We start from the raw sequence: 12,161 nt of genomic DNA on the forward strand, positions 1-12,161 counted from the left end.
GTTACGGCGGCCATAGCGGAGGGGAAACGCCCGGTCCCATTCCGAACCCGGAAGCTAAGCCCTCCAGCGCCGATGGTACTGCACTCGACAGGGTGTGGGAGAGTAGGACACCGCCGAACACAATTTAAGAAAAAGGGGACCCACCTTGGTGGGTCCCCTTTTTTTGCGTCCACCGGAGCAGTTACACCGAGTCGTTGGAGATCGTCATCGCCCTCACAAGGAGGGGAATCTAGCGCCGATGCCGTGTGCGGTTGAGAACTGCACCCATTGCGACGGATCCCAGGATGATGCCGGTGACTGCGCTTAGGCCGGACCACTGGAAGTCGTCGGACATGCTGAAGATGCCAGTCGCGCCGACAACGAACAGGATCAAGACCGAGACAAATCCGGCACCCGCGACCCGAACCGCCCGGGCTGCGCCGTTTCGGAACGCTGTACCGATGCTTGCCGCAACCACAGCCCCGATGAACAGGCTGGCTGCGGTGGTGAAGGTAGACCAATCAGAGAGGGACACCAGAATTGGAATAGCAATCGCCGCAGCAATTAGGGCCGCCACGATGCCAATACCTGGCCCGCCGAAGAACGACCGGGTCCGGTCATTTAACTCGAGGAACGAAGTCGCCATCAGATGTACTCCCAAATAATGCCTCCCGCGCAGCTCACGGCACCCAGTACGCCAAGTCGACGAACTAAGAACTTCGCTGCGCGGTCCCAGATGGTCAGTTCAGCTTCGATACTGGCCCAGAATCCAGTTGCAGTCAAAGAAACACCGAGGCAGGCTGCGACCGTTCGTTTGATCTCGTCGACGATGCCCGCACGCAGCATTGGATTGCCCTCCAGTGTGGCAGCCGACCGCTGGTAGGTCGACCCGTCCGCCATGTAGCCGATGACACTACCGTCGGTGCGGTACTCCAACGCCGTTGTGCCAGTGGGTATTTGCTTGTTGCCAGCCGATGCCAGCCAGCGAGCCACGTGCTGGGAACGAGCTCGAGCGGGTATGAACAGCAAGCGAACTCCATCACCGATCCCACCCGAGCGAGACCGATCAAACACAGGCTTCGACCACCGGCTGACCGTACGAAGGAGGACCGGGTGGTCATGATCGACGTCGACCCGGCCGATCTATCGGCCTATGAGACGCTGTAGGTTCTTGGAATCAGGTAGAACGAACGAGATACGGCTTCCCGAATTGCGTCGCCACTCCCTCCGAGAACAAGACCGAGTCCGGTTGCCGGTCCGCAACCCCGGGGAGTCCCGCCGCCTCGATGAGACGGTCGGAGCAATGAGTTACTTCAGCGCCCGTGAGTTTCCAGCGACGGTGCACATTCGGCACGTACAGGAGTCTGCCGGCGAACATCGTGTGCAAACCCCAACGCGCTGTGAGGAACTGAGCCAACGGGTCGTCGGACACATTGGTGGTTCCCCGAGTGATTCCGAAGTCGGTCGTGGCACCACGGTGTGGAGGGGCGAGGCGTCTGCTGCGGTAGCTGATCGCATCATCGCGCACTTCTGCGGTTATCGAAGCCCAGCGATACGGAATTCGTGCGAGATTGGTCCCGATCACCACCGCGAGCCGGTTGGCCTCCAGTGAACGGAAGAACACGCCGCGCCGGCCGTCGGCATCGATCGAGTAAAGACGAACGTTGATCTCGTCGAAAGTTCCGAAGTAGGGGACAGGGCAGCCGTAGCCGAGTCCAGCGTCGACCATCTCGAAGCCGATCAGACCCACCCAGGACGAGCCGTCGAACTCGTCGGGCCGGCAACCAGCGGGGAGGAGCGGCGCGACTGCTTCACTGGGGACTCGCCAGTGCAGAAAGGCCAGGTTTTCCCACCTCTGGTCCATCAGGATCGGTCGCGGCAACTTCGGAGGTCGGGGCCACAGGCGTGGTCCATCGAGTCTGTCCACAGTTCGAGAGTAGGCGTGAATGGGCCGGGAAGGACGAACACGGTCCACAGCGGGCGTTGTGTCAGGTCGCGGTGAAGCGCGCATGAACCTCGGCCCGGAGCGTGATGTCCTGTGGACGCAGCTCGAAGCCGTCCTCCGCTCCCGCGAATGTACGAGCCGATGCAACGTAGCCCGACTGCGTGGGGCCCACGCCGAGCAGTCCGGGATCGGCGATGGACATCGCTGTGATTGCCGACCGTCCCACGCTCTGGGCATAGATGTCGGCCTTCTCGACGGCATCCTGCACAGCGAGAGTTCTGACCTCGCGGATCTTCGCTGCCTGGCTGTCCGTGGCAAGACCCCACTCGAAGTGCCCAACTTCTACGCCATCCAATGCGGACACGGCATAGACGAAGGCATCGATGACGTCTATCTGACCGAACTCGACGATGATCGTCGCGACTGCCTGGTACACGTACGGCAGCTGCTCTCCTTCGTGGTTCGACGGACGGTGGCGCGAATGCCTGACCTGATCGAGCGCCCACGAATCGATCGGACCGTGCGCCGGATTGTAGAGCGGATCGATGAGTCGACTCAGCTCATCGACCAGGCGATGAGCGGGTTCCGCAGCGGCCTCCGCGGAGCGCCCATCCGACCGCACCGTGAGGGCGATAGTGCAACGCTCGGGCGCGAATGTCGCGCTGCCCTGACCGACGACCGTGATCTCTACGGTGTTCGATTCCATGGGTTCGAGTTTCGCACAAAGGTCGTCGCGACCGCGCAAACGACAAGCGATCGGGGCGATCACCTGCGCATGTGCGGCCGGTGAAAGCGGGCAAGCGGTCTGTGCTCTATCTTTGACCAATCTATGCCGATACCAGTGGGAGCGGGGCGAAAATGTTGGGTGTGAATTCGCTGCCCCGGTCCGATCTCAGCACCACCACGTGGGTCGATTTGATGCCTTGGCTCGATGACTATGTGTCCGAGCGGGCCGGGTTGTTGGAGCCCCTCGCGCCCGGAGAGGCGTGGTGGCTCGAGGACAGCCCGTCCGAGACTGCACGAGACGTCGACCTCGAAAAGGTCCTGTATGAACTGTCCGGGCTCTTCGTCTCCAGCCATAATTCGTGCACGTTCGCCGAGAGCCTTCCGTCCTTGTCGCCTGACCTTCCGGTTGCCGTCCTGGGGTTGCCGGCGCGTCCTACAACAACCGTGCGGCGTCTGACCGATGCGACCACTCTTGCGGGCCTACTGGCGCACACTGTGCTGGACGTGTTCTCTGTGCCTGGCACAAGTGAGCAGACTGTTCGCGACATTTCCTATGCTCTGCTCTGCTGTGCAGTTCTCGACAACCCGATCTGTCGCGTGGACACGAGCGAGACGATCGCCGACGAATCACCTGTCTTGACGCAGCTGATCGACGACCTTGTAGCCCTCTCCTCGTGGAGACGGTTGCGTGGTGAACATGACAAGTCCCTCCTGTCGGTCGACATCGATGCCGAGTCGCCGGAAGAAGTACAGGAGCTCGCGGCCAGGATTTCAGCACTGCGTCCCCGCGATCTCCCAGATGTCGAGCAGGGCGATCCCGTGGACGAGATCGAGAATCTGGTCGCGCAACTGGATCGGCGTGAAACGCTTGCTCTTCATACGCGCCTCCTTGCCCGTGAGCCTGTCTCGTTGGGCGAGTTGAGCATCAGGTTGCACCTGTCGAAACCTGCGGCGGGTGCAATCGAGGCGCAGTCGAAAGCGAAGATCAACTCTGCCTGCGGGTACGGGACGGCAGTCGGTAACCTCCTCGCGAGCCTCCGAATCGAAATTCAACCGGTGGCATCGATGGAACGCCTGATCGCGATGCATCCGATCATCGACACTCCAGTGCCGAGTCTGGGCATCCCGCTGTGGCTCGTCCTCGATCGTCTGGACGACTACTTCGAGGTGACCGACGGGTGGGCGGCGAGCCCAGGGGTGATAGGTGCGAGGAAGAAAACTGAATCGCTACTCGAAGACTTGGAATCGCCGAATGGAGTCGTTCCTCTCGACCAGCTCGCGGCCATGGTGACGATGCCCCGAGATGAGCTGGAGGAGTGGCTGGGTTGGTGCAACGTACCAGTAGTGGCCAGCTCTGCTCTCACTCGAACGAAGAGGCTTGCCGATACGCTCGTCGCAACGCTCGAGGCTGTAGGCGAGCCATGCGCGACCGATGAGATCGCTGAGCTCGGACGGACTGGGAAGCCGCTAGCATCAGTTCGCAGGGCGCTTGAAAGTGACGAGCGCGTCGCACACGTGGACGGTCGCTGGCGACTCGTGGAATGGGCGACCGCGACGGAAACAGTAGCTCGACATCCAGATCGTTTCGAGGCGGTGCAGGGCATCGTTCGCCGTCGGCGTACAGGGGCGACGAAGACACCCGAGCAAACTCGACGGCTCTATCGAATCGGGCTGGCCTGGCGCTATCGGATCGTTGTGACTGCGGATCACCTTCGAGGATCCGGTTTCGCCCTTCCTGCAGGCGTTGCTGCGGCCGTAGGCTGCGAGCGCGGAAGCACCGTCGAGTTGAACAGTCGTCTGGGGACTCAAATGGTTCGGTGGACCGGGGCTCAACCCACGTCAGGAACGATCGGCCGGTTCCTCCGCGAACTCGATGCCGTAGTGGGCGACGAGATACTGCTCGAATTTTCGGCCGACAGGAGTTTTTCGGTCGTGCGTCCAGCGTCGCTGCCCGAGGACGCGACGCCATTGCGGCAGGCGCTTGCGGCTATCGGACATCCCCAACCCGCTAGCATCGCCGAACGTCATCTGATTCGTGTCCTCGCCGACGCCATTGGCATGTCAGGCGAAACTCGACCGCGCCGGTTGCTGACCGCTTACGAATCCAGTAGCGAGGAGCACGTCGTGGCACTTCTCGAAAAGGCGTGGATGCATCAGGGTGCCGTGCATGACTGAGTCGATGCGAGTGGTCGACATTCGGGCGTCAGCTGCGGATCCTTCACTGACAAGAGCTATCGGCCTGCATCACACATTGCCCACGGCAATCGCAGACCTGGTCGACAACAGCCTGGACGCAGGTGCGAAACACGTGCTGATCAGATTTGTGCGCGAGGGCACGCGCATCGTCGGGCTGCGCATCATCGATGACGGGAAAGGAATGTCCTCTGACACGATGGATGCCGCAATGGCGTATGGAAGTGCACGGAGGTACGAAGCTGGCGACCTCGGCCATTTCGGCGTAGGCATGAAGGCGGCTTCGCTGAGCCAGGCGAACACGTTGGTCGTGTGGTCCAGGGCGGATGGGCATCCAGCCCAAGGGAGAATGATCCAGGCTGGTGTCGGCACGGAGGCCACCCTGGACTCGGACGACGCGCAGTCGATTTTCGACGCTACGAAGCCGCGGTTTCCCTTCAACCGCGGAACGATCGTCGAGTGGCGTGGGATCACCACCTTCCTCATGTCGGCGAACGAGGACGAACAAGTCAGCTGGCTCGAGACTGCTATCGACGATGTACGAAGCCATTTGGGCGTCGTCTTCCACCGCATCCTCGATGGCACCAAGCGAATGACGGTCGACGTCTTCGACGCCGGACTCGGCAGAGCTGGCCCGCCGCGAACCATCGTGCCGATCGATCCATTCGAGTATCCGACGACGGGCGCCGACGGATATCCGCGCGTCTCCGCGCTGGACGTTTCCGACGGGAAGGCAGCCCTCACAGCGCATATCTGGCCGGCACGTAGCGGCCTGCCCCAGTACCGGCTTTTCGGGGCACCTGGACGGGACCGCCAAGGGTTGTACTTCTACCGCAATGACCGGTTGTTGCAGGTCGGCGGATGGAACGGCTTGTGGCATCCGCGCCCAGACTATGGGCCTGCACGCATTGCCATCGACCTCGACGAGGCATTGATGACGCATGTCCGAATCAATCCGGAGAAATCAGGCGTCACGCTGAACGCGACCGTGGCGGCAGCTTTGCAGGCGGCACTTACGCAGGTGGTCTCGGATGCAGTCGCAACGACCAAGGCTGCGCGGACACGTACCCCGAAACCGATCTCTGCACTCGAGCCCAGCTCCGGCCTGCCCGAAGACGTCCTCGATGCATTCGGTGACGCGTTCGATTTCCCCGATGGTCAAGAACCGGTCGCCATACAGTGGCGAGTTCTAGTGCGCGACAGGTTCTTCGAAGTCGATCTGAAGAACCGAACTCTCTGGATCAACGCCAGATTCCGCACGGATTTGCTCGGGCGTCGCAGCAGGGACAACACGGATGCGCCAGTCCTCAAAGCGCTGCTGTACTTGCTGGTACAGGAGATGTTCACCGCCCAGAGACTGAGTGCGAAGCAAGTCGAGCAGATGCAGGCCTGGCAGGACGTACTGATCTCGTCCCTGACCAGCCATCGTGAACAATTGGGGGCCGCGAAATGAAACTGGTAGAAGCCATCGCCCGAGAGTTCGGAGATTTCAGTCCGTCGCATCTCTTGAAGCCGGTCAACGCACGAGCGCTCGACGGGTATCCCGACGGTGTCGACATCGAGACCATCGTCGCAGTGCTCGTGGACGAGCAAGCATTGGTGGTACGCAACGCCGTCGCGTCGAGCTTGCTCAGGTGGGATGCTGAATCCGAAAGTAGCTGGACTGCAGGCACTGTTCCAAACAGTCTCGAACGAAGGGTGCTCATCTACGAGCGACTGGGGATACCTGCCGGACACGTTGAGATCACCGAGACATTCCCCCTGGCAGGTGGACCTGTAGTCATTGCAGCACCTCAGCCGTGGGGCCCGTGGTACACCGAAAAGCGTAGGAAAGAACACGATTTCTATTGGCGTGCGTATTCGCGAGTGCTCGGGCAGAAGCTCGATTCAGACACGGTCGGAAAACTGGACGTGATGACGCGCGAAATCGTGCAACGACTGGCTGATCCGACCCGCGACGAGCCGTATCAGTCCAAAGGTCTCGTCGTGGGCTACGTCCAGAGCGGAAAGACTGCCAACTTTGCAGGCGTGATAGCAAAGTCGATCGATGCCGGCTACAGACTGATCATCGTCCTCACCGGAACGATCGAGATGCTACGTAGTCAGACTCAACGTCGACTCGACATGGAACTCATCGGCAGGCAGAACATCGGCGCCGACGGCGACTATGCAGACGACCAAGACTGGCTAGCAGGAAGATTCGTCGAGCACGAGGTCGATCCGAATTCCTCGCCCAATGCACCGGCCATCCGACGACTTACGGGAGTATCCGAAGACTTCAAGTCGCTGGGCAAAGGGCTGTCGGCGCTGCAATACGAAATCGTCGACCACTCGAAGCCGTTGAACGATCCGAGGAACTTGTACTCGAGCAACGTTCGGATCGCGATCGTCAAGAAGAATTCGACGGTACTCAAGAAGCTGGTTGAGGATCTGCAGAGGGTGCCCACCGCGTTGGATCAGGTTCCCGCCCTGATCATCGACGATGAAGCAGACCAGGCGTCGGTCAACACGTTGAACCCGGACAAGTGGGCAAAAGATCAAGTAGAACGAACCGCTATCAATGGGCGTATCTCGGACCTGCTCGCGCACCTGAAGCGAGCACAGTACATCGGTTACACGGCAACACCGTTCGCGAACGTTTTCGTCGACCCAGTCGACAGCGAGAACATTTTCCCGCGCGATTTCATCATCAGCCTCGAGCGCCCAGGTCCGTACATGGGCGGAGCAGATTTCCATGACTTCGGCGAGGATTTCGAAGGAGGGCAACGGACGCCGTACAACTCGAACAAAGCCGCGTTCGTCCGCGATCTTTGGTCAGGCTGGGATGACGAGGGTCGCTTCGACGAACAGCTCCTCGCACTCGACTCGTTCGTACTTGCTGGCGCTGTCAAGCTGTACCGAGAAGCGCACGGTGCACAACCGTTCGGTCATCACACGATGCTCGTGCATCAGTCGGTGAAACAGCTCGAGCACACCGCACTTGCCGAGGAGTTTCGGCGACTGTGGAAGTCTGCGGGCTACAGTCAACCGTCTGGACTCCTACGGCTCGCAAAGGTGTGGGACGACGACTTTGCTCTCGTCTGTGCTGCTCGGCCGCAGCAGGGGTACGCAACGCCTGAGTCCTTCGAGGTGCTCGAGGAGTTCGTCGGCGAGGCTTGCGACAGAATTTCTCAGGGAACGAGCCCAGTAATCGTGGTCAACGGGGAATCCGAAAAGGACTACACCCAGGACGCGCTGGACTTCGCCGAACGGCCGGTGTGGAAGATCCTGGTCGGAGGGGCGAAGCTCAGCCGCGGGTTCACCGTCGAAGGCTTGACCACCACGTATTACACGCGTCGCACACCTCAGGCCGACACGTTGATGCAGATGGGTCGGTGGTTCGGATTTCGAAAGGGTTACCGCGATCTGGTGCGATTGTTCATCGGAAGAAATGTTCCGGGGCCGGCAGGCAAGCCGTTCGACATGTATGAGGCGTTCGAGACCATCGTGCAGGATGAGGAAGAGTTCAGGCGCGAGCTGAAGCGGTTCGCTCGTTTGAACTCCAAGGGGGAACCGATGGTGACACCAATGGATGTGCCTCCCATGGTTTTCCAATCGCAGCCTTGGCTCAAGCCGACATCTGCAAACAAGATGTACAACGCGGAGTTGGCGTATCGGGGCGTGGGCGGTGAAGCCTTCAGCTTCACCATGCAACCCCCACGAGACGACGGGGCGAACAATCTGAAGCACTTTTCGTTGGTCAAGCCATTGTTGGAGAGTTTGACCGCGGAAACGACATTCGAGATGACACAACGTTCTGGACTGCGCGGTGAGTTCTCGTCCAGGTATGGGATCGTCGACGCGAAGACTGTGCTTGCAGCGGTGGAGCAGTTTATCTGGGACTCGAACTGGGATATCGAACCGCACCTAGCCGCTATGAGGGAGAAGATCTCGAACGGGACGTTGGAAGACTTTGCGATCCTCCTGCCCCAGCCCAAGACGCGTCCCGCGCTCACCGTGATCGGTTGGGAAAGCAAACTACCAATAGTCAACAGGAAGCGCCAGGACCTCGAATATCGGACCGGTTTCACAGGGACCGCCGTCCGCGAACGACAGGTGATCGAGCACATCGCCGGAAGCCCGCAGAAGGATGGTGGCGCGAATGCTGCGAAGCTCTACAAGCCGACGCGCGGTGGGTTGATCTTGCTGTTTGCAAACGACCCGGACAACAACTCACGTCACGCCAAGAAGGCACAGACCGGCCCGGTCAATCCCCGAGACTTCGCGACGTTGTTCTCGTACGCGCTGCCCTACGCCTCGGAACCAGACCCGCGTGTTGGTTTCAAAGTTAAGAAATCCGGTGCGGGGGCAATCGTCGATGCCCGCTGAAAACGCAGTAGTCAACTCGAACGGAGCATTGTGGCCAAGGTAATCACGACCATCAGCCTGAAAGGCGGCGTCGGAAAAACGACCATTACGGCCGGGATTGCGGAATTCATGTCGGCCGAGTTCGGCCGCAAGGTTCTTCTGATCGACTTGGACTCACAGATCAACCTGACCACGATGATGATCAGTGAGGAGCACTGGTTCGACCTGAACAAGAAAGGTCTGACTCTCGCGACGCTGTTCAAGGATGCCGTCGAAGGGACGTCCAACTTCGATATTCAGGCGAGCATTCAACAGTCGGTGTCTCCGGTCAAGAAGGTAACCGGCGTGGACCTGTTGCCGTCGTCCTTGGACCTGATCGGACTGCAGGAGCGGATCAGTGCGTTGCGGGTGAACGAGGGCTCACCCACGAGCGCCGTCGATATCCTCGGAAAGGCCATCGACCCAGTCTCCGCCTACTACGACTACATTCTCATCGATTGCCCTCCAAACGTCGGCCCGATAACGCTCAACGGTCTGGCCATGGCAGACGGCTACATCATTCCGACCATCCCGGACGTGCTGTCGACCTACGGGATACCGCAGATTCAGAGTCGAATCAAGGAATTCGGCGGCGAACTCGGACGCAAGATCGTCGAACTAGGGCTTGTGATCACAAAGTACAAGTCGAATTCGTCGATTCACAGAACCACAATTCGAAACTTGCGACGCGATCCTGAAATTCAGAATGTGCTGCCGGTGTATCTGGCGGAATCGAACTCGATTGCGGCGTCAGCGCAGTTCGAGCCCTACGGCACGTTGAAGACCAAGTATGGCAACGCTGGTCAGTTCGATCAGCTTCGAGAGATCACCAAGACCATCATGACGGAGGCCGAGGCGAAGCTATGAGTAGCAATGACGAAGCGGAACAGCGCGTTCAGGTCCAAGAACTCGGAGGCGCGTTGATGAAGCTGGGCGCCGCCGACGCCACCGCGGCCGCCTTGCTGACCAAGCTTTTTCAGGTGGTGGCGGAGGAGGCCGCTCGCACGCCGCGATTCGCCAAAGCGCTGGCCACTGCGTTCACTGTCGCCCCGGCTACAAGCGGACAACCGGTTGCGGCGGTTGCAACGCAGAAGCCACCGCCTCGGAAAAGGGTACCGACCACCAAGAAGGTTGCGCGAGAGCCGGGTCTCTTCGATCCCTTCGTAGTGCTGCGTGACTCGGGCGAGAAGGCACTCGAGGAACAGCTACACAGCCTGACACTCGATCAGCTGCGGGACATCATCGCCGAGCAGGAGATCGACACACGTAGCGAAACCGGGCGCAAACGGAATCCAAAGATCATTGCCTCCTGGACCGTCGAAAGGGTGAAGGCGCTCGCGTCGAAGGGCAGCGTTTTCCGCTGACCCTCCCGCCGAGATCGAAGTTGTGTCTCGAAAACACCCGATTGCTGGTCGTAACCTCGATCTCGGCGGGAGGGGTGCAGCACAATGGCTCCATGACCACTGCGCCGCGCCGACGGTGGGTGCTGCATGTGGATCTGGACCAGTTCATCGCCGCGGTCGAGGTCCTCCGTCATCCGGAACTCGCGGGTAAGCCGATTGTCGTCGGGGGCAGGGGAGACCCGACCGAGCGAGGCGTGGTCTCGACGGCGTCGTACGAGGCACGAGAGTTCGGCGTCGGATCCGGGATGCCCCTGCGTGTCGCGGCGAAGAAGCTGCCAGATGCGATTTTTCTGCCCGTCGACGGTGATGCGTACAACGCGGCGTCGAACACCGTCATGGACGCCTTGCGCAGCCTGGACGTGGTGGTCGAGGTGATGGGCTGGGACGAGGCATTTCTCGGAGTCGAGACCGAGGATCCTGTGCGGTTCGCTCGGCGGGTACACGACACCGTCTTCGAGGCGTCGAGGTTGCACTGCTCGGTCGGTATCGGCGACAACAAGTTGCGGGCGAAGATCGCCACAGACTTCGGGAAGCCGCAGGGCATCTACACCCTCACGAAGGACAACTGGTTCGAGATCATGGGGGAGCGTTCGACCGATTCGCTGTGGGGTATCGGCAAGAAGACGGCCAAGAAGCTTGCATCGATAGGGATCGAGACGGTTGCGGAGTTGGCGGCCACGGACGATGAGGTGCTGGCCGCTGCTTTCGGACCGAAGACCGGGCCGTGGATTGCATCGAAGGGGCGCGGCGTCGACCTGTCGCCGGTGTCCGCAGAGCCATGGGTGGCGCGCTCACACAGCCGCGAAACGACCTTTCAGAGCGACCTCGAAGACTGGAACGACGTCACTGAGGAAGTACGACGCCTCGCGATGCGGGTGCGGGAGGATCTTCTCGCCGAGGATCGCTGCGCAGTTCGAGTCACCCTCAAAGTGCGGTACGCGCCGTTCGAAACTCACACCACCACAGCGCCGCTGCCGGAGCCGACTTTCGATCCGGCGGTGATCTCCGATACTGCCGTGGCACTGGTCGATCGGTTCGACCACTCACGCGCTGTCAGATTGATGGGGGTTCGGCTCGAAATGACCCCGCCGGATGCGAAGAACAGTGAGCAGGCTTAGCGGCGACGCCACTGTATTGCCGGGCAGGTGTCCATGATCATCGGCACGCCTGCGGCGATGGTTCGTTCGAATGCGGCCTCGTCGATGACACCGAGTTGAAACCACACACCTTTGGCGCCGATGGCGACGGCTTCGTCGGCGAACTGGCCGGCGGAGTCGGACCTGCGAAACACATCGACGACGTCGATGGGAAACGGAACATCTTTCAGGCTGGCGTAGCCCTGTTCGCCGAGGACTGTCGGGGCGCTGGGATGAATGGGCACGATTTTCTTGCCGTGCTCCTGCAATACCGTAGCGATTTCGTAGGCGGTCTTGGAGGGGTCGCCCGATAGCCCTACGATCGCCCACGTGTCGAGTCGGTCGAGCATGAGGTTCACTGACTCGGGTTCCTGCCATGACGTCATATCTAAA

General features: G+C 60.5%; 11 protein-coding genes and 1 rRNA gene. 7 read left to right on the top strand and 5 right to left on the bottom strand.

The genetic code is table 11. The features are described 5' to 3' along the window. The first annotated feature begins 2 nt into the window (after positions 1–2). Positions 3–119: ribosomal RNA gene (rrf, locus tag KVY23_RS14075) — 5S ribosomal RNA — on the top strand. 110 nt (positions 120–229) lie between these two features. Here rrf and KVY23_RS14080 read toward each other — a convergent pair. The 4 genes from KVY23_RS14080 to KVY23_RS14095 all read right to left on the bottom strand — a co-directional run bounded on the left by KVY23_RS14080 (position 230) and on the right by KVY23_RS14095 (position 2,630). Continuing rightward, positions 230–625 carry a hypothetical protein gene (locus KVY23_RS14080; protein ID WP_230557111.1) on the bottom strand — a complete coding sequence of 132 codons (396 nt, stop codon included), beginning with the start codon at positions 623–625 and terminating at the stop codon, positions 230–232. Next, complete coding sequence (locus KVY23_RS14085; RefSeq protein ID WP_230557112.1) at positions 625–1,008, bottom strand: hypothetical protein; 384 nt, start codon at positions 1,006–1,008, stop codon at positions 625–627. The genes KVY23_RS14080 and KVY23_RS14085 overlap by 1 nt, the downstream gene beginning before the upstream one ends. A gap of 148 nt (positions 1,009–1,156) precedes the next feature. Beyond that, the gene (locus KVY23_RS14090) at positions 1,157–1,906 is read right to left on the bottom strand and encodes a YqjF family protein (RefSeq protein ID WP_230557113.1); all 750 of its coding nucleotides are present in this window, start codon (positions 1,904–1,906) and stop codon (positions 1,157–1,159) included. Between the two features lie 61 nt (positions 1,907–1,967). After that, the gene (locus tag KVY23_RS14095) at positions 1,968–2,630 is read right to left on the bottom strand and encodes an SIMPL domain-containing protein (protein ID WP_230557114.1); all 663 of its coding nucleotides are present in this window, start codon (positions 2,628–2,630) and stop codon (positions 1,968–1,970) included. Between the two features lie 152 nt (positions 2,631–2,782). Between KVY23_RS14095 and KVY23_RS14100 the strand changes: the two genes are divergently transcribed. The 6 genes from KVY23_RS14100 (at position 2,783) to KVY23_RS14125 (ending at position 11,750) form a co-directional block, all read left to right on the top strand. After that, a complete protein-coding gene (locus tag KVY23_RS14100; protein ID WP_230557115.1) occupies positions 2,783–4,825 on the top strand; it encodes a hypothetical protein in 2,043 nt (680 codons plus the stop codon). Continuing rightward, positions 4,818–6,296 carry an ATP-binding protein gene (locus tag KVY23_RS14105; protein ID WP_230557116.1) on the top strand — a complete coding sequence of 493 codons (1,479 nt, stop codon included), beginning with the start codon at positions 4,818–4,820 and terminating at the stop codon, positions 6,294–6,296. Before KVY23_RS14100 ends, KVY23_RS14105 begins: the two co-directional genes overlap by 8 nt. Next, positions 6,293–9,211, top strand: coding sequence for a Z1 domain-containing protein (locus KVY23_RS14110; RefSeq protein ID WP_230557117.1), 2,919 nt, complete (start codon positions 6,293–6,295; stop codon positions 9,209–9,211). Before KVY23_RS14105 ends, KVY23_RS14110 begins: the two co-directional genes overlap by 4 nt. A 30-nt stretch (positions 9,212–9,241) precedes the next feature. Continuing rightward, entirely contained in the window at positions 9,242–10,096 is an 855-nt protein-coding gene (locus KVY23_RS14115) for a ParA family protein (RefSeq protein WP_230557118.1), read from the top strand. Continuing rightward, positions 10,093–10,593 (top strand): hypothetical protein, encoded by a 501-nt coding sequence (locus KVY23_RS14120; RefSeq protein ID WP_230557119.1) that lies wholly within the window; start codon positions 10,093–10,095, stop codon positions 10,591–10,593. The genes KVY23_RS14115 and KVY23_RS14120 overlap by 4 nt, the downstream gene beginning before the upstream one ends. Positions 10,594–10,685: 92 nt before the next feature. Further along, positions 10,686–11,750 (top strand): DNA polymerase IV, encoded by a 1,065-nt coding sequence (locus KVY23_RS14125; protein ID WP_230557120.1) that lies wholly within the window; start codon positions 10,686–10,688, stop codon positions 11,748–11,750. Here KVY23_RS14125 and KVY23_RS14130 read toward each other — a convergent pair. After that, on the bottom strand, positions 11,747–12,154 hold the full coding sequence (locus KVY23_RS14130; protein ID WP_075837904.1) for a CoA-binding protein: 408 nt from the start codon (positions 12,152–12,154) through the stop codon (positions 11,747–11,749). The genes KVY23_RS14125 and KVY23_RS14130 overlap by 4 nt on opposite strands. Between the last annotated feature and the right edge of the window lie 7 nt (positions 12,155–12,161).

Origin of the sequence: Rhodococcus sp. I2R, assembly GCF_020889545.1 — a bacterium.
In the GTDB taxonomy this organism is placed as follows: domain Bacteria; phylum Actinomycetota; class Actinomycetes; order Mycobacteriales; family Mycobacteriaceae; genus Rhodococcoides.